11 protein-coding genes are annotated in these 19,155 nt (G+C 71.8%); 9 read left to right on the forward strand and 2 right to left on the reverse strand.

Annotated features, from left to right (window positions below):
* Window positions 1-153 precede the first annotated feature (153 nt).
* The 9 genes from HWD99_RS00005 (at window position 154) to HWD99_RS00050 (ending at window position 16,438) form a co-directional block, all read left to right on the forward strand.
* Entirely contained in the window at window positions 154-753 is a 600-nt protein-coding gene (locus tag HWD99_RS00005) for a DNA-3-methyladenine glycosylase I (protein WP_241794145.1), read from the forward strand.
* Window positions 754-829: 76 nt separating this feature from the next.
* On the forward strand, window positions 830-1,963 hold the full coding sequence (locus tag HWD99_RS00010) for a serine/threonine-protein kinase (RefSeq protein ID WP_241794146.1): 1,134 nt from the start codon (window positions 830-832) through the stop codon (window positions 1,961-1,963).
* The gene (locus HWD99_RS00015) at window positions 1,963-7,971 is read left to right on the forward strand and encodes an Ig-like domain-containing protein (protein WP_241794147.1); all 6,009 of its coding nucleotides are present in this window, start codon (window positions 1,963-1,965) and stop codon (window positions 7,969-7,971) included. The genes HWD99_RS00010 and HWD99_RS00015 overlap by 1 nt, the downstream gene beginning before the upstream one ends.
* A gap of 129 nt (window positions 7,972-8,100) precedes the next feature.
* Window positions 8,101-9,066 carry a MoxR family ATPase gene (locus HWD99_RS00020; protein ID WP_194765313.1) on the forward strand — a complete coding sequence of 322 codons (966 nt, stop codon included), beginning with the start codon at window positions 8,101-8,103 and terminating at the stop codon, window positions 9,064-9,066.
* Window positions 9,063-10,433 carry a DUF58 domain-containing protein gene (locus HWD99_RS00025; RefSeq protein WP_241794148.1) on the forward strand — a complete coding sequence of 457 codons (1,371 nt, stop codon included), beginning with the start codon at window positions 9,063-9,065 and terminating at the stop codon, window positions 10,431-10,433. Before HWD99_RS00020 ends, HWD99_RS00025 begins: the two co-directional genes overlap by 4 nt.
* Window positions 10,430-13,027 carry a transglutaminase-like domain-containing protein gene (locus HWD99_RS00030; protein ID WP_241794149.1) on the forward strand — a complete coding sequence of 866 codons (2,598 nt, stop codon included), beginning with the start codon at window positions 10,430-10,432 and terminating at the stop codon, window positions 13,025-13,027. The genes HWD99_RS00025 and HWD99_RS00030 overlap by 4 nt, the downstream gene beginning before the upstream one ends.
* On the forward strand, window positions 13,024-14,856 hold the full coding sequence (locus HWD99_RS18425) for a DUF5684 domain-containing protein (protein ID WP_274617891.1): 1,833 nt from the start codon (window positions 13,024-13,026) through the stop codon (window positions 14,854-14,856). Before HWD99_RS00030 ends, HWD99_RS18425 begins: the two co-directional genes overlap by 4 nt.
* Window positions 14,853-15,683, forward strand: coding sequence for a PP2C family serine/threonine-protein phosphatase (locus HWD99_RS00045; RefSeq protein WP_241794150.1), 831 nt, complete (start codon window positions 14,853-14,855; stop codon window positions 15,681-15,683). The genes HWD99_RS18425 and HWD99_RS00045 overlap by 4 nt, the downstream gene beginning before the upstream one ends.
* Window positions 15,680-16,438 (forward strand): hypothetical protein, encoded by a 759-nt coding sequence (locus tag HWD99_RS00050; protein WP_241794151.1) that lies wholly within the window; start codon window positions 15,680-15,682, stop codon window positions 16,436-16,438. The genes HWD99_RS00045 and HWD99_RS00050 overlap by 4 nt, the downstream gene beginning before the upstream one ends.
* 9 nt (window positions 16,439-16,447) lie before the next feature.
* Here the strand turns inward: HWD99_RS00050 and HWD99_RS00055 are convergent, their stop codons facing one another.
* Window positions 16,448-17,806, reverse strand: coding sequence for a S8 family serine peptidase (locus tag HWD99_RS00055; protein WP_241794152.1), 1,359 nt, complete (start codon window positions 17,804-17,806; stop codon window positions 16,448-16,450).
* Complete coding sequence (gene eccB, locus HWD99_RS00060; RefSeq protein ID WP_241794153.1) at window positions 17,806-19,155, reverse strand: type VII secretion protein EccB; 1,350 nt, start codon at window positions 19,153-19,155, stop codon at window positions 17,806-17,808. The genes HWD99_RS00055 and eccB overlap by 1 nt, the downstream gene beginning before the upstream one ends.

Consider the following 19,155-nt stretch of genomic DNA (forward strand, 5'->3'; position numbering starts at 1 on the left):
CACCCCCCAAATCCAAGGACCCCCCTGGTGGGACCCCCACCAGCACTGGCACACCCCCACACCCAGCCTCCCCGACACGGGACTGCCCGACGACACTTTCCCCGACAACAGTTCTCCCGCGCCGCTGTCCGAGCCTGCCGATACGGTGAGGACATGACCTCCCTCGCCATCGGCCCCGACGATCGCGCCCGCTGTGCGTGGGTGGGTGATGACCCCGAGTACCGTCGCTATCACGACGAAGAGTGGGGCACCGCGCTGCACGGTGACCGGGCACTGTTCGAGAAGATGGCCCTCGAGGGCTTCCAGGCGGGGCTCTCGTGGATCACCATCCTCCGCAAACGTCCCCGCTTCCGCGAGGTCTTCGCGGGGTTCGACGTCGAGGCCGTCGCGGCGTTCGACGAGGGCGACGTCGAGCGGCTGATGGCCGACGCCGGCATCATCCGCAACCGGGCCAAGATCGAGGCGACGATCGGCAACGCTCGCATCGTCCGCACCATGGCGGACGGCGAGCTCGACGAGTTGATGTGGTCCTTCGCGCCCGCGCCCGCGCCCGGCGCTCGGCCCGCGACGCTGTCGGACGTCCCCGCCGTCACCGCCGAGTCGACGGCCATGAGCAAAGAGCTGCGGCGGCGTGGCTTCCGATTCGTGGGGCCGACGACGATGTACGCGCTCATGCAGTCGGCGGGCATGGTCGATGACCATGTCGTCGGATGCTGGCGAAGGCTGAGCGGGCTCCGCGGATATACTCGGTGACCGGGGGGAACGCCTTGCGCGTGGCGTCAGGCTCAGGCACGGCGCGGTCTCCCTGCACCGACCGTGAGGAGCATGAGTGGCCACGCGCATGGCATCGACCCCGCCGACGTTGGCGGGGTACAGCTACGTGCGCCCCCTCGGCTCCGGCGGATTCGCCGATGTGTTCCTCTACGAGCAGGACATGCCTCGCCGCGTGGCCGCCGTCAAGGTGCTGCTGGCCGACGCCGTGAACCCCGAGGTGCTGCGCACCTTCAACGTCGAGGCCGACATCTCGGCACGCCTCAGCGCGCACCCCTCGATCGTCACGATCTACCAGGCCTCCATCTCGGCCGACGGGCGCCCCTACTTCGCCATGGAGTACTGCCCCGACACGATGAGCGCGCGGTACAAGAAGGCTCCGCTGCCCCTCGCCGACGTGCTCGACACCGGTGTGCGCATCGCCGGGGCGCTCGAGACCGTGCACCGTGCCGGCCTGCTGCACCGCGACATCAAGCCCTCGAACGTGCTGATCAACTCCCTCGGCGCCCCCGTGCTCGCCGACTTCGGCATCGCCGCCGCCGTGATCGACGACGGTGACGGCGAGACGATCGCGATGTCCGTGCCGTGGAGTTCACCCGAGGTGCTGCAGGAACGGGTGACCGGATCCGTCCCCAGCGAGATCTGGAGTCTCGGCGCCACGCTCTACACGCTCCTCGCCGGCCGCAGCCCGTTCGAGCGAGCCGACCGCGGTTCCAACTCGCGTGATCAGCTGACCGACCGCATCATCAAGGCGCGCTACACGGCCGTGCCGATCCCCGGCATCCCGCCGATCATCGACGACATCTTCGCGACCGCCATGCAGCGCGACCCCGCCAAGCGCTTCACCAGCATGGCCGAGTTCGCCGAGCGTCTGCGCTGGGCGCAGTACGAACTCGGCATCCACCCCACAGCTTTCGAAGCGGCCTCGGCCGAGTGGGCGGCCGCCGCGCCCGTGAGCTTCTCCGACTCGGCACCGCGAGGCCCCGTCATCACGACTGTCGCGCCGGACTCGCGCCGTGCCGCACGCGCCGCCCGTCCGCACGCGGCACCGCGTGATCGCGATGACCTTCCGTCCACGCCCCGGACGAAGACCCGCTCGCCGCTGGTCGCCGGTGTGATCGGCGCCGTCATCGGGGCGGCCGTCCTCGCCGGCGTCGGCGTCACGGCGCTGTTCCTGACGGGAGTCCTGTGATGGCGATCGGCGACCGCACGAGAAGCGAAGCGACCCCGCGCCCACGCCGCCGGCTCATCGCAGCGGTCTCGGGCATCGCCGCCCTCGCCGTCGTCGTGACTCTCGCGATCACCGCGCAGGGCTACGAGTCGCAGGAGGTGCCACGCCTCGAATCCGCGGTCTGGGTGATGCGCGACAGCGGACAGTACGCCCGCGTGAACACCGAGCTCGCCGAGATCGACACCGTGCGCAACGTCGACGACCCCGAGGCGGTGTGGCAGAGCGGTTCAGCCGCCGTGCTCTACGCCCAGGGCAACCGGCAGCGCTGGGACGTCGACCCGGCCAGCCCCACGGACCTCCTCTCCGACCCGTCGGCCGAGGGAGCCCCGATCGCCTCGGAGCCGACACCGGCGGGCACGCGCGAGATCATCTCGGCAGGCCCCTACGTCGCCTACCGCACGGATACGGGGCAGGTGTCCGTGACGACGCTCGACACCGGAGCCGCGACGGCGCTCGTCGACCCGTTCGCCGAGGTCGAGGTGGAGGAGGGCGAAGATCCGCCCACCTACACGGCGGACGCCGTCGGCCTGTCACCGGACGGCCTGCTGGCGCTGTACTCGGCCGAAGAGGGCGCCGTCCGACGCTTCGACATCGACGAATACCGCTTCCTCGACGACGGCACCGCGCTCACCGACGCACCCGACGCCGGTGACGACCTCGACCTCACCGTCGTCGGCGACCGCTGGGCGATGCTGCAGGCGAGCTCGGGCGATCTCTGGATCTCGGGTCGTGACGAGCCGACGACGCTCGACGTCGCGGAGGACGCCGCGCTCCAGGCAGGATCCGCCCGCGGCGACGACCTCGTCATCGCGGACTCGGACGGACTCGTGACCGTCGATCTCGCCTCCGGGGAATCCGACCGCACGGTCGACGCCTCGGGAGTCCCCGCGACTCCCGTCGTGGTGGGCGGCGAGACCTTCGCCGCCTGGCTCGACACGGCATCCGGCACCCTCTGGGCCGATGGCGAGACCGTGCCGCTGATCGTTCCCGACGAGGCCCTCGACTCCGCGACGATCGAACCCGTGTTCCAGCAGAACGGCGATCGCGCGGTGCTGAGCGAACTCGGCACGGGACTGATCTGGACAGCCCCCGACGGCGTGCTGATCCCCCTCGAGCAGTGGGCCGTCGAAGACGAGACGGAGCAGGAGGAGGGCACCGTCATCGTCGAGGACGTCGCCGAGCAGATGCCTCCCGTGGCCGTGAACGACGCGTTCGGCGTGCGTTCCGGCCAGCAGGTGCTCCTGCCGGTGCTCTTCAACGATCACGACCCGAACAAGAAGGACGTCCTGTCGATCGATCCCGGGTCGATCTCGGGGCTCGCCGACTCCGGGTTCGGCGACCTGTCGCTCGTCGCGAACGGGCAGTCCCTGGTCGTCAGCGTGCGCGCGGGGTCCGGGCAGACCAGCTTCACGTATGCGGTGACCGACGGGGCAGCGATCTCGGCGCCCGCGACGGTCACGCTCACGGTGGTCGATGACGCGTCGAACTCCGCGCCCGTGTGGTGCGGTGTCGATGCGTGCCAGCAGGAGTGGCCGACCCCGCAGCTCCTCCCTGGCGGCAGCACGATCGTGTCCGCCCTGTCGGGATGGGTCGATCCCGAGGGCGACCCCTTCGTCCTGAGCGATGCCTACGAGACCGATCCCTCGTCGCCGGTGATGGTCGTCCCGATGGCCGACGGGCGGGTCGCGATCCGTCACACCGATCCCAACGCGGCGGATGCCGTGATCCCGGTCACGGTCGTGGTCGAAGACGTGCACGGCGCGACCGCCGAGAAGACCCTCGAGGTGCAGGTGACGGGCAGCCCCGCGCTGATCGCCGCTCCGGTCGCCATCACGGCCCGCGTGGGGGAGCGGCAGTCGATCCGCGTCTCCGACCACCTCTCCGGCGGCTCCGGCTCGTACCGGCTGGTCGATGCGGTGCAGACCGCGGCGACCGCGCAGGGGCTCGAGGTCACCCCCAACACGGCTGCGGGCACCGTCGAGCTGACGGTCGCCGAACCGGGTCAGTACGTCGTCACCTACACCGCGCAGGACACCTCGACCCAGGCGGAGCAGTCGGCCGTCATCCGCGTCACCGCGGTCGACGGGTCGTCGGCGCTCGCGATGGCGCCTCTCACGGCCTTCGTGCGCGAGGGCGAGGACACGACGGTCGACGTGCTCGATTCCGTGCAGAACACCAGCGGCCGGGTGCTGATGCTCTCGGATGCGGTGAGCTCCACGCCGCAGCTGAACGTGCGCGTCGTCGGCAACGAGAGCATCCGCGTCAACGGCACCACCGAGAGCGGCGATCCCGGGGTGATCGGCACGGCGACCGTGACGGTCGCCGACGGCGCGGGAGCGGCCGTGCAGGGCACCGTCACGGTGTTCCTCGCGCCGCCGTCCACGGTCACCCGGCCGATCGTCTTCCCGGATGCCATCACGGTGCGTGCCGGATCGCTCACCCGCATCAGCGTCGCGGCCAACGACGTCGCTCCTCGCGGCGAGCCCCTCGTGGTGCTCCCCGAGGTCACCGGCTCCGGAGAACCGGGCGAGCTGGTCTTCGCAGACGGCAACGCGCTGCGCTATCTCGCTCCGTCGACCCCCGGCACCTACCGCCTGACCTATTCGGTGTCGCTCGAGCGCAACCCCTCGCTGTACGACAACGGCGCGGTCACGGTCACCGTCCTCCCCGCCGGCACGAACCGCGCGCCGACGCCGACCACGCTCACGGGGCGTGTGCTGAGCGGCCAGACGGTGTCGATGCCGGTGCCGACGACGGGCATGGACAGCGACGGCGACCGTGTCGTGCTCGCCGGCGTCGATCAGCCCGAGCGCGGTACGGGCACGGCGACGATCTCGGCCAGCGGGGACTCCATCGTCTACCGTGCGCCGGCCGGCGGCGTGCCCGGCGGGCAGGCGTCGTTCCGCTACACCGTCCGCGACCCGCAGGGCGAGACCGGCACCGGGATCGTCCGCGTCGGAGTCCTGGACGCCGACGTCGACGACGCCGCTCCCGTGACGTTCAGCGACTACGTGCGCGTCGAGGCGGGGTCCACGACCCCCGTCGTCCTCGACCCGCGCTCGAACGATCTCGACCCGGCGCAGAGCGAGCTCGAGATCACGGAGCTGGTGCCCAACGCCCCTCCGGTCAAGGGGAACCCGCTGTACGACCGGCTCACCTCGCTGATCGACCCCGACACCTCGCTGAAGGACGGGCGGATCGTGCTGCGGGCCGGCGACACCGCGGGGACCAACTCGTACTTCTACACGGTGAAGTCGACCCGATCGTCGAGCACGTCGCAGGGCCTGATCGTCGTCACGGTCACGGACGGCGCCGTCACCGACCAGCCGACCGTCGCCGACACCGTGCTCACAGCGCGGGACAGGGACGAGATCGCCGAGCGCGGCATCGATGTCGTCACCGGTCGCGTCAACTGGCCGTCCGGCGACGTGGGCTCGCTGAAGCTGAGCCTCTGGGGCGACCAGCCAGGGTTCGCGGTGCAGGGCGACCGCATCGTCGGCGAGGCGCCCGAAGAGGGCGCACTCGTGCCCTTCCAGCTCACCGGCACGGCGCAGGGCGGGCGCGATGTGGTCGGACACGGGTTCCTGCACATCCCCGCCTTCGACGACATGCAGGTGCAGATCACCCCCGGTGCCACACCCGTCGTGGTCGACGAGGACGAATCGGTCTCCTTCGGGCTGAGCGACTACGTCGACCTGCCGGCGTCCGACACCATCGAGGTCGGCACGGGGCAGTTCACGGCGCAGCGCGCTGCGGCGACGTGTGCCGCCGACGGCGCCGGCGCCGCGGCGTATCAGGCCGGCAGAGAGGCACCCTGGTCGGACACGTGCCTCGTGCCGGTTCGGCTGCAGGGCCAAGAGCGGTGGTCGTACATCGACGTCCCGATCAGCATCCGCCCGGCGGAACCGCAGCTGCTGCTCTCGTCGATCTCGCACACCGTCGCCCCGGGGGCGTCCGAGAGCATCGACCTGTACGCGAACATGGCGAGCTGGGAAGGCGGTCGCGAAGGCGACGTCGGATCGCTCGACTACCGCGTCGTCTACAACGGTTCGGCCTTCATCGTCAACCAGAACGGGTCGGCGCTCACGATCGAGGCCAGGGCGGATGCGCGTCCCGGAAACACCGAGACGGTGAGCGTCACGGTGCCCCGGTACGGGGAGCCCTCGGCATCCGTGCGTCTCGTCGTCGGCGCCGCGCCACCGGATGCGCCCAGAGGCGCGACGTTCACCCGCCAGTGCGTCGTCACCGATCCCAGCTGCTCGATCGAGGTCGTCGACGTCGCCGGCGAGTACGACCCCTTCGCGGGCAAGGCGGGCTCCGGGCTCCGGCTGGTGTCGCTCGGCAGCGGCGCGCGGTGCGACGTCGCGTCGATCTCGACGTCGGGCAGCACCGCCATCACCGCCAGCTGGCCGGGCGGCGGTCAGGCGCCCGGCGGCCAGTGCGTCATCCCGTTCGTCGTCTCCGACGCCCAGGGGCGCACCGGCACCGGCACGCTGACGCTCGACCTGCAGGGGTTCCCGCAGGCTCCCGCGAGCGTCTCCACCGTCGGGTTCACCCGGTCGACCGTCGAGCTCGAGGTCCCGCTCGGAGAGGCCGGACGAGCGCACCCCGCCGTCAGCGCGATCACCGTCCTGCAGGACGGCGCACCCGCGAACGCCTCCTGCAGCCCGGCGGGCGGCGGCGTCTATCGCTGCACGGTCAGCGGTCTCGTCAACGGAGAGCCCCACGCGTTCACCGCCTCCGCCGTGAACGCGGTCGGCACATCGGCCCCCACGTCCGCCCACACGACCTGGGCGTACGCGGCACCCGTCGTGTCGAACGCCTCGGCGGCTCCCGTCTATCGCCCCGGCGTGACCGAGCGCGGTCGCGGAGTGGCCGCGCTGTCGGTCGCGGCATCCGACGACGCCCGAGCGTTCCGCATCGAGGAGACCGGTCAGGTCATCGAGCGCACCGGCGCCACGACCACGGCTGACATCAGCCTCTCGCCCGGTGCGCAGACGCTCACCCTCGTGCCGATCAGCCAGTTCCAGCCGCCGACGGGCGACGGCGGGAACGAGGGCGGCGCGTTCCGCACCTCGGTGACGGTCGCCGGGACCGTGTACTTCGATCCCGCGGGCACGCAGGCGACCGCGGCGTCGAACACCTCGGTGAACGTCGCGGGTGTGCGGGCGCAGGCCAACGGCAGCGCGCAGGCCCTCGACGTCGTGTATCTCGCCTGGCGCTCGGGCAACGCGAGCTGCACCGCCGACGGCGACGGTCGCCTCGTGGTCTCGGGCGCCGAGGTGCAGTCCGCGTCCGCGACACTCACCAAACTCGCCGAGTACTCGATGTACAAGGTCAAGGCGTGTGCCTCGAACGGCTACGGCGTCGCCGAGTCCGCCACGGCCGAGGTGTTCACGTTCGTCTTCGTGGACGGTCCGAACGGGAACAGGGGCTACACGGTCGCGACCCAGCCCGCCTTCCAGGACAACCGCTACGCGTACGGGCTCGAGTCCGCACCGGACATCGCGGTGCGCGACGGCTTCGTGCCGCAGTACACCATGTACGGATCGCCGCGGACGAACTTCGAGCTGAGCCCCGACGCCTCTCCTCTGCCTGTCAGCGTGCGCTCGTGCCACGCCGTGCTGACGATGTACTGCTCGGATCCGGTCGAGATCGTCCCCCGCACGGCACCGACCACGGTGGGCGTGCAGTTCCAGCAGTGCGTGCCTGCGAATCCGCGGGACGTTTTCACGGTGACCGCCGCGGCACGCGGCTCGTACACGCCGACCTTCACCCCGAAGATCGTCGACGGCGTCTCGGTGGTCGACGTCAAGATCACCTGGAACGGCGCGTTCGCCTCGCTCAAATCGATCACGCACCGGGCGCCGCTGTGCACGCAGCCACCGCCCCCGAAGCCCCCGGCCCCCGAGCCGACCGATCCCGATGACCCACTCGACCCCGTCGTCCCCGCCGACCCCGAGGGCTGAGCGTGCCGCGATGACGACTCCCTCCACCCCACCGACCCGCACCCCACCGCCCTGCACTCCATCGCCCTGCTCCGTGCAGGCGCCCGAGACGAATACGGTTGCCCTATGCCTGCTCCCTCCGCTGCTCCCGTGACCATCGCCGCCGAACAGGCCGCCTGGTTCCAGGAGACGTTCTCGATCCTCACCGCCAACGTCGAACAGGCCATCCTCGGCAAGAGGCACGTCGTCGAACTGGTGCTCGCCGCGGCCGTCAGCGGTGGTCACGTGCTGCTCGAGGACTTCCCCGGCACCGGCAAGACCGCCCTCGCCCGAGCGATCGCGCAGACCGTGACCGGCACGAGCACCCGCATCCAGTTCACGCCCGACCTGCTGCCCGGCGATGTCACCGGGATCACGGTCTACGACCAGAAGGAGGGCGCCTTCGAGTTCCACGCCGGTCCCGTCTTCGCGAACATCGTGCTCGCCGACGAGATCAACCGGGCGAGCCCGAAGACGCAGTCCGCGCTGCTCGAGGTCATGGAAGAGGGCACGGTCACGGTCGACGGCGTGACCCGTCCGGTGGGCTCGCCGTTCCTCGTGATGGCCACCCAGAACCCGATCGAGCAGGGCGGCACGTACCGCCTGCCCGAGGCGCAGCTCGACCGCTTCATGATCAAGACCTCGATCGGCTACCCCGACGAGGCGGCGACCATGCGCATCCTGCAGGGTGCCGCGCAGCCGAAGCACGTGCTCGACGGCATCGTCAGCACCGACACCATCCTCACGATGGCCGAGATGTCGCGCGGCGTGTACGTGAACCCGCTGGTCTCCGACTACATCATGCGCATCGTCGACGCCACCCGCCGTGCCTCCGAGGTGCGCCTCGGTGCCAGCGTGCGCGGCGCCCTCGCCCTCTCCCGCCTCGTGATGACCTGGGCCGCGAAGAACGGGCGGACGTTCGTGACGCCCGACGACGTCCGCGAGCTCGCGGTCGTCGCGCTGGCGCACCGTCTCGTGCTCGAGCCCGAGGCCGAGTTCGACGGCGTCACGGCCGTCGCCGTCGTCGGTCAGATCCTCCTCGACGTCGAGCCCCCGCGCGAGAACGGCACTGCGTGAGCTTCAGCACCGAATCGCGTCTGACGCGCACCACGGCGGGCACGAGCACCTCGACCCGCACGTCGACGGTGACGCGCTACGATCGCACGCGCCGCGGCCCCGTCCGCGGTGCGGTGTTCGGCGTGCGCCGTGCGCTGCGCACCACGCGACGCGCGGTCCGACGCAGCGCAGCGTGGGTGCGAGAGACGGTCACCGCCGCCGGGCTGCTGGTCGTGGTGGCGCTCGTGCTCGGCGTCGTCGCCGGCCTCCTCTTCGGATGGGTCGAGGCCTGGGCCGTCGCAGCGATCGCCCTGGTCCTGCTGATCGTCTGCATCCCGTTCATCCTCGGCGCGCACGACTACCGCATCGACCTCGAACTCGATCGTGACCGCGTGGTGGCCGGTGCCGAGATCGGCGCGACGCTCGACGTGCGCAACAACGGCGAGCGGCTCTCGCTCCCCGGCGTCGTCGACGTGCCGGTCGGCGAGGGACTCGTCGAGGCCCACGTCCCGCTCCTGCGACCGGGAGCGCATCACCGCGAGCAGCTCACGATCGCGGCGCACCGCCGCGGCGTGATCGATGTCGGACCGATGACCATCACACGCGGAGACCCGATCGGCATCCTCCGGCGCGAGCTGCGCTGGCCCGACGTGCAGCGCATCCACGTGCACCCCGTGACCGTGCGACTGCCCAGCACGAGCGCGGGACTCATCCGCGACCTCGAGGGCACGCCGAGCACGGCGCTCGTCGACGCCGACCTGTCGTTCCATGCCGTGCGCGAGTACGTCGTCGGCGATTCGCAGCGGCACGTGCATTGGAAGTCGACCGCCAAGACCGGCAAGCTCATGGTGCGCCAGTACGAGGAGTCGCGGCACGCGCGCATCGCCATCATCCTCGACCTCGACGCCGAGTCGTATGAGACCGACGACGAGTTCGAGAACACGGTGAGCGCCGCGGCATCCCTCGCCCTGCAGGGGGTGCGGGACGGGCGCGAGGTGCTGTTCTCGGTGAGCAACGAGATCCCCGAGCACAGCGGGACCGAGGTCCTCTCGATCCGCACCCTCCCCACGGTCACGCCGAAGGCGCTGCTCGACGCCACCTCGACCATCGATGCGGCCGACCGGGTGATGCGACTCGAAGCGGTCACGGCGCTCACCGCCCAGTCCTACCCCGACCTGTCGATCGGGTTCCTGCTGACCGGATCCCGGATGCCGCTCGAGAGGCTCCGTCATGCCGCAGTGAAGCTGCCTGCGGCGGTCGAGGCCGTGGCCGTCCGCAGCGAGCTCGGCGAGCAGCCGACGATGCGCACCGCACGCGAACTCGCCGTCATGACGCTCGGCGCCCTCGGCGACCTGCCGCAGATGCTCGCCCGCGGAGCCCTCCGATGAACGCCGCGGGGCCTCGGCGGCCCGGCGTCCGGCGAGGCGCCGCTCAGCGCGGTGGCATCCGGTGGGGTGGCGTCGACGGTCGGCGTCGGTTCGCGATCTCGCCGCTGATCCTGTGGTCGTTCGGATACGTCGTCGTCGGCATCCTGCTCGCCACCGCTGCGGCCTGGCCCGTCTACGAGGCGCCGCGGGCGCTCGTCGTCGGCATCGTCGGCGGGGTGCTCGGCATGCTCGTCGCCGTCGTCGCGCGGATGCTGCGCTGGGGGCTGCTGCTCGCCGCGCTCGCCGCAGCCGGCGTCTACCTCGTCGTCGCCGTGCCGCTCGCGATCCCCTCGGCGCTCACCTCGGTGCCGGCCTTCCTCGGCGGGCTCCGTGACGCGGTGCTGGGTGTCGCGCTGGGCTGGAAGCAGATGCTGACCCTGAACCCGCCGCTCGGCGAATATCAGGCGGTCCTGATCCCGTTCCTCGTGGTCATGATCTTCGGTGCGTTCTTCGCCACCCTGCTCGTGATGCAGCAGGGGCGTCGCGCGACGATCGCGGTGCCTGTGGTGGCGGCGATGAGTCTGTTCGGCATCGCGTTCGGCCTCAGCGGCACCTCGTCCGCCGTGACCGTGCTGGGGGTCGCGCTGCCCGCACCGCGCGAATGGCTCATCGGCGTCGCCGTGTTCGTCTCCGCTCTGGTGTGGCTGGTCGGGCGCACGCGACTGCAGAGGGCCCAGGCACTGCGCGCCGTCGCCGCGGCCCACGTCTCCCGCCGCGCGACACCGGTGTGGTTGAACGTCCGTCGCCACCTCCTGTCGGCGGGTCTCGCCGTCGTGGCGCTCATCGCGGGATTCGCGATCGCGCCGGCGGCCGCCGGGTGGACCGACCGCTCGGTCCTGCGCGACGAGGTCGAGCCCATGGTCGTCGTGCAGCAGCAGGCCAGCCCCCTCAGCTCCTATCGCTCGTGGTTCGCGAGCGACCGGCTCGACGAGACGGTGCTGCAGGTCGACGGCGACCCGGGCGCCGTCGACCGCATCCGTCTCGTCACCCTCGACTCGTATGACGGCGAGGACTTCCACATCGCACCCGAGGACCGCTTCAGCCGCCTTCCGCGCACGGCGCTGCCCGGTCAGGGGCGGGTGTCTCTCGACATCACGATCGGCGACGCCTACCGCGGCATCTGGGTGCCGGCGCCCGCCGGGCTGGCCGAGGCTCCGCAGTTCGCAGGGGAGCGCGCCGATGACCTCGCCGACGGCTTCCACGTGAACGAGGGCGGTGACACGGCCATCACGGTCGCGGATGCCCCGGGCGGCACGCAGGGACTCGTCCCGGGTGACAGCTACTCGGTGCTCGTCGACGCGCCGTCCGACGGCATCGATCTCACCGCGGCGCAGGGCGGGAGCTCGAAACTCGACACCGACCTGTATCCCGCGCTGGCCGAGTGGGCAGAGCTGCAGGAGCAGCCGCGATCGGGCGCGGGCTACCTCGAGCTGATCGACCGGCTGCGGTCGCGGGGCTACCTCAGCCATGCGCTGCTCGACGACACCTCGGCAGCGGCGTGGATCGCCTCGCTCAAGGAGGCCGACGGCTACGCCTTCGCCTCCAGCTACGCGGGGCACTCGGTGTCGCGCATCGAGCAGCTCTTCACCGAGCTCATCGAGCAGGAGCGTCGAGCCGGATCCGATGCCCGTCCCGAGATGCTCGTGTCGGCCGTCGGCGACGACGAGCAGTTCTCGGTGGCCGCGGCACTGCTCGCCCAGCACTTCGGCCTCGAGTCGCGGATCGTGATCGGTGCACGGCTCGCCGGGGCCGCCGAAGTACCGGGCATCCCCGCCTGCGGTGAGGTGTGCACGGGGGCCAACATGAGCGCCTGGGTCGAGGTCCGCGCTTCCGGAGGCGAGTGGATGCCGGTCGACACGACCCCGCAGTACGCGATGCTGCCCAGTTCCATCAAGGAGGGCGAGCAGCTGCCGGAGCACCCGACCGTGCCCGAGCAGCCGCGGTCCGAGGCGCTCGACCCGCCGCAGGCGCAGAGCGATTCGAACAACGACGCGCAGCCTCTCGACGAGCCCCGGTCCGCGGTGCTGTCCGTCCTGCTGCCGATCCTGCGTGGCGTCGGCCTCGGGCTCCTGGCGCTCGTGCTGCTCGTGCTGCCGCTGGTCGTGCTGCTGCTCGCGAAGCGGCAGCGCGCACGATCCCGGCGCACGGCCGACGACCCCGAGGTGCGCCTCGCCGGGGCATGGGAGGAACTCGCCGACATGTACGCCGATCACGACATCGCGATGGATGCTCAGGGCACGCGTGCGCAGCGCGCGCGGTCGACCGACCGCGCGGCGGCGGCGCGGCTCGCGGCGCTCGTCGATCGCGGTGTCTTCTCGGAGCATCCGCCCACGGATGACGACGCGTCGGCCGCATGGGCGATCGTCGAGGCCGAGCGGGCGGATCTCGTCCGTGCGACGAGCCGGTGGCGTCGCATCGTCACCCGGGTGCGACCGCGGTCTTTCATCGAGCGGGTGCGACCGGCGCGTGGCACCGCGTTCTTCGGGGTGCGGCCCGCTCTCGGTACGCTCGGAATGACCGGATCGCTCGACGATCCGAAGAAGGGGATCTCATGACGGACTCTCCGGAGACCGGCCTCGTCACGATGCTCGCCATCGTCGGCGGCCTCGGACTGCTCATCGGCATCGCCGTGTACGTCTGGTACGCCCTGGCGCTGTCGCGTCTGTTCCCGCGCATCGGCGGGGAGGGATGGAAGGGCTGGGTCCCGGTCCTCAACGAGGCCGAGATCCTCGCGCGCGGCGGTGTGCCCGCGTGGTCGGTGGTCTTCTACTTCATCCCGATCGTCCAGCTGTACGGCCTGTACCTCAAGGTCGTCGCGACCCATCGCATCAACGGCCGCTTCGGCCGCGGCGCCGGAATGACGGTGCTCGCGATCCTGCTGCCGCCGGTGTGGGCGACCGTGCTCGCCTGGGGTGCGGCTCCCTACCCTGAGGGAGAGCGACTCGCGGCGCTGCAGCCCGGACCGCGCCGCACCACGCCTCCGTCGGCCTCCCCGGCGCGCGATGCCTCGGGCTACACGATCCCCTCGCTGGCTCCGCACACGGCTGCGCCCGCCGAGCCGCCGGCACTCGTCTTCCCCGACTACGCAGCCCCGCCCCGCCCCACGCAGCCGTCGGAGTCTCCGGCCGCAGAGGGTGCCGCGCCCGCCGCTGCGGCGCCGTCGGTGTGGGGTGCTCCGCCGCAGCCGCCCGTCGCGGGTGCTCCCGTCGCCCCGGGTGCTCCGGCGGAGTCGTTCGCTCCGCCGACCCTCGCTCCGCCGACGTTCGCTCCGCCCACCTTCGCTCCGCCTCCCGCAGACGTCACACCGGCTCCTGCATCACCGGCTCCCGCTGAGCACGCCGCGCCCGCCGTGCCGCCGCAGCCTTTCGCGCCGCAGCCGCCGGCTTTCGTCGCTCCGCCGTCGCCGTCGCAGCCGCCTGCTCAGCCCCAGCCGCCCGTCGCGTCCGCGCCACCTGTCGCGCCGACGGCCGTGCCGCTGCCGCACGTCTCGTCCGACGCGCCGCAGTTCAGCGGTCACGCCGAGTTCGACGCCTACGCGAACGACCCTGGCCGTGTCGCGTCTCCCACCGAGGGCCGCGAACCCGGCAGCGATGACGCGCACCCGGCGACGGGGATCATGGCGGCCATGGGCGGGGCGCCGTCCTCGGCACCTGCTCCCTCGGCACCTGCTCCCTCGCCACAGGCGCCCGCGGCATCCGCCCCTGCACCGTTCGCTCCTGTGACGCCGTCGCCCGCATCGGACGAGCCTGCACCCGCATCGGACGGCCCGCTCGAGCAGCCGGCCCGCGCTGTCCGACCGGTGCCGCCGTCGTTCCGTGACACCGGCGCCGTCGATGCAGCGCCCCCGGCCCCGAGCATCCGTCCCGCCCCGATGCCGAGCACCGAGCAGCCGCCGGCGCCGGCCGAGTCGGCTGCGCCGATCGGAATGCCCGCCCCGGTGGCACCCCCGGCCGGTCCCGACGCCGGGCTCGCGGGCGACGTCGACAAGACGGTGGTCACCCCGCGTCCCACCGACGACGATCTCGATGCGACCGTGGTCGTGGCCCGCAAGCGCGGGGTGCGCCGATCGCTCGTGCTCGACGACGGGCGCACCTTCGCCCTCTCCGGCGCGAGTGTCGTGATCGGTCGCAACCCCATGGGCGATCCCGGAGAGCAGCGTCTCGCGATCACGGACACGACCCGCACCCTCTCGAAGACGCACGCGCGCCTGGTCGTGCACGATGACGAGTGGCGCCTCACCGACCTGCATGCCACGAACGGCGTCGTCGTGGTCGAGGAGAACGGCACCGAGACTCTGCTCGACCCGGGCGAGAGCGTGACGGGCAACGGACGCTTCATCCTCGGCGAGGTCGGGATGCACGTCGTGGCGGAGCGCGATTCGTGACCGTCTCCTCCGTCGTTCTCAACGTCGCGGCGCTCTCCGACACGGGGCTCACCCGCACCGCGAACGAGGACTCCGTGCTCGCGGCGTCCCCGGTGTTCCTCGTGGCCGACGGGATGGGCGGGCACGAGGCGGGAGATCGGGCGAGCGCTGCCGTCGTCGCAGCGTTCGAACCGCTCGCGGGTGCGACGATCGAGGTCGACGACGTGCGCGAGGCGCTCGGTCGCGCGGCGGAAGTGGTCGAGGGCATCGCGGCGGAGCACAAGCGCGGGGCGGGAAGCACCGTCTCGGGGGTGGCGCTCCTCGAGCACGAGGGCACTCCGCACTGGCTCCTCTTCAACGTCGGTGATTCTCGGGTGTATCGCCACCACGGCAACGAGCTCACCCAGCTCACGATCGATCACTCGCTGGGTCAGGAGCTCGTGGATGCCGGCGAGCTGCGCCCTGAGGACCTGGCGACCTTCGCGCAGCGCAACGTCATCACCCGGGCGATCGGCGGTCCGGACAGCACCGCCGACAGCTGGCTGCTCCCCGTGATCGACGGCGAACGGCTGCTCGTGTGCTCCGACGGGCTGACCGGCGAGGTCAGCGATGAGGGCATCCGCGCGATGCTCACGATGAACGGGCGACCCGAGACCGCCGCTGCGGCGCTGATCAGGCGGGCACTGCACGCCGGCGGGCGTGACAACGTCTCGGTCGTCGTGATCGACGTCGTGTCCGGCGGCTCCCGCACGCGCCCCGCTGACGACGGCACGGCAGGCCTCGCCGCGGCATCCGCCCTGACCGACTCGATGCTCGAAGGCACGACGATTCCGGTGCGGGTGAGATGACCGACGACGAGAACGTCGAAGAGACGGTCATGCTCACGCGCCGCGATCGTCGCCGCGCGGGGGCGAAGGCTGCGGCTGACACGGGCGAGACGCCCGCGGCGTCCGACGCAGAGAAGGCGTCCGACGGGGAGACGGCGTTCGACGCAGAGAAGGCGTCCGAGGCGGAGAAGGCGTCCGACGGGGATCGTGACTCTGTCGATGAGGCCACGGTCGTCGTCGACCGCTCGCGGCCTAGTGCGGATGACTCCGCCGATGAGGCCACGGTCGTGGTCGACCGCTCGCCCGAGCCGGCCCCTGACGTCGACGATCCCGACGATGCTCCTGCCGATGAGGTCACGGTCGTCGTCGACCGCTCGCGGACCGCTGCGGATGAACCAGCCGACGAGGCCACCGTCGTGGTCTCGCGCGCACCGCGCCGCTCCCGACGTCGGAGCGAGTCGACCGATGAGCTCGTTGAGACGGATGAGCTCGATGAGACGGACGAGCTCGATCCGTCGGGCGCGAGCGTCGACCCCTTCGCGGCACCCGCGGTACCCGAGCCGGCCATCTACAAGCCGCGTCCGGCACCGGTGGCGCCGAGCGCGCCTCCCGTCGTGATCGGCGGGGCGGCCCCCACACGCGTTGCGGATCCGGAGCGCCCCTCCGTCGCCAAGCGCGCGCGTCGGTGGAGCACGCTCACGCTCGCGGCATTCGCGGCTGCCTGCGTGGTGTCGGCGGCCGGTCTGGTCGGCGTCGGATTCCTCGTCTTCGGATGACGGCGTTCGTCAGCTGACCCGGGTGGCCTCGGCGTTCGGGTCCGGACGGTTCAGCAGGCCGCCTTCGCGCTCGATCTCCGCCGGATCGATCACGGGGTCCTCGCGGCGGCGTCGGAGAACGATCAGGATGCCGAGCACGCCGAGCAGACTGGTGCCGCCGATCGCGGTGAGCAGCGCGGCGTCGCGGGTGAGCAGGAAGGGCGATGCGCCGTGGTCGGGGCTCACGGCCGCCGCCGGGGGACGGGCAGCGCTGTCCACCGTGTCGAAGAAGGGGCTGGCGGGGCCGCGGGTCGTCTGATCGGGCAGCAGCTCGATCGCGGCCGCCGGCTGGATGAAGCCCCACCCGTTCACGTCATCTCGGTTGTCCGCGTCGGCGCGCAGGGCTGTGGCGGCGAGGCGGTACGCCCAGCCGGCGGGGGGATCCTCGGGGTGGGCCTCGGCGACGAGAGCCGCTGCCGCGCTCGCGTACCCCGTGGCGAAGCTCGAGGCGGGGGCGTCGGAGGCGAACACGCAGTCACCGCCGCCGGGGAAGGCTGTCAGCACGTCGCTGCCCGGCGCTGTCACATCGACCTGCGGGCCATGGATCGACGAGTCCGTCGCGAGTCCGCGCGGGTCTGCGGCGCTGACGCCGAGCGCCTGCTCGTAGGCAGCGGGGTAGCGCGCGGCATCCTCCGCGTCCGCGTCGGATTCCCGGTTGCCCGCGCTCGCGACGACGAGCGCCCCGACCGCTGCCGCATGCTCGACGGCGGCGCGCAGCTCCGCGGAATCCGACGTCTGTGACATCGACACGTTGATGATGTCGGCGCCGTTGTCGGCCGCCCAGTGGATGCCGTCGGCGAGGCGCTGCGAGGTGGGCCCGAATCCCTTGTCGACGTCCTGCTTGCCGTCGCTGCGGAACACGCGGACCGACAGCAGCTTCGCGTCGGGAGCGAGACCCACGACCCCCGATCCGGGGACCGGCTGCGCGGCGATCTGGCCCGCGATGGCAGTGCCGTGCCCTGTCGTGTCGGTGAGTCCGTCGCTGCTCTCTCCGTCGCCCACGAGGTCGACCCCGCCGATCACGGTGCCCGCGAGGTGCGGATTGCCCGCATCGACTCCGGAGTCGACGATCGCGACGACGACCCCCTTGCCCGTGGCGAGACGGTTCGCGTCCTCCGCGCCGAGCCGCGCGAGCGCCGAGGGCGCCTCGGCGGAGAACACGACGGTTCCCGGGGTGCAGGCCTCTCCGGCGGTCGCGGCCGGCACGGCATTCGTGTGCACGGTGCTCGGGCCCGACGAGAGGGGCACCGTCGCGGATGCGGGCGCGGCGGCTCCGAAGACGGCGGCGCCCAGGGCGAGGGCGGCGACGGCGGTCAGTCGGCGACGCATCAGTTCGATCCGGAGCCCGGGGTCTCCCGCGCGGCTTCGGGGCTCAGCGCAGGGCCCGCCGCGAAGAACTCGAGCCACGCGTCCGACACGCGGCCCACATCCGACAGCGAATAGCCGAGCTGGGCGATCGCACCGCTCGCGGCGTCTTCGGCACTCTCGTCGAGCGTCGCACCGGGAATCGCGTAGGCGGTTCCGGACTCGTCGATCAGGACGGCCATTCCCACCGCATCCTCCGATGCGCCGGTCACCTGCATCAGCGCGCCGCCACCGACGGTGACGTCGACGCGGGAGCGGTCCTCGGGCAGCTCCGCGGTGGTCGCGCCGAGGACGGTGCGGGCGTCGTCGGCCAGAACCGCGCAGGGTGTCTGGCCGGACTCGAGGGTGGTGAGCGGCTGCGCGGGCCAGTCGGTGCCGCCGACGTTCGGGATGGTCGGGATGTCGCCCACCTCGGCGGGGGACACCTCGACCTCGCGGGCCTGCGCTCCGCTGCCGAGCAGGTAGAGCTGGTAGGCGAGGGGGCTGAGCAGCCCGAGTTCGCCCGAGGCGAGCGCGACGTATCGCTCGTCGGCCGGTCTGCCCTGCGTGTGCACGATCGTGCCGGCGGTCAGATCGGTGCCGGGCACCGAGGCGCCGAATCCGTTGATGCGGATCGGGCCGAGCTCGTCGCCGGATGCGAACAGGTTGAGCCAGCGTCCGTCGACGTCGAGGATCTCGCTCGCGCCGAGACCCGCGGCGCGCAGCACGGCGTTCGCATCGTCGGGGGCGACCGCGTAGCGCAGGCCGTCGGCGATGACGAACAGGTCTTCGCCGCGCGTGACGACGGCACCCGTGCCGGCCGAGATCGCGGCGACGGGGTCGTCGGACACGGTGACCGCGGCGCCGGTGCCGTCGTCGATGCACGCCGTCCACGACGAGTTGATCAGAGCGTCGGGCGCGGGCAGGTCGTCGGGCGCGCCGAGGATGCCGATGGCGGGACCGACCGGGATGCCGTCGAGGGCCGCCTGATCCGTGCGCACGACCTTGAACTCGCCCGCCGGGATCAGCAGGCGCGCGCTGGCGGTGTTGATCACCGGATACAGCGTGCCCTCGACCGACACGTACCGCGAGCCGGTGTCCGTCGCCACGATCAGCCGGTTGTTCTGCCAGTCGCCGGGAAGGCCGGGCTGCATGATGCCCCAGAACACGCCGACGAGGATCACGCCCACGGTCAGCGCGACACCCGCCACGACGGCGCGCAGCGGCTTCGCCGGGTCGAGCTCCTTGCCGCCGGGGGCGCCGCCGGTGAAGGCGGACAGCAGACGGCGGCGGCTGAAGCCCTGGGCTTCGATCAGATCCTTCTTGGTCGCCAT

It is taken from the genome of Microbacterium sp. C5A9 (genome assembly GCF_022627955.1).
In the GTDB taxonomy this organism is placed as follows: domain Bacteria; phylum Actinomycetota; class Actinomycetes; order Actinomycetales; family Microbacteriaceae; genus Microbacterium.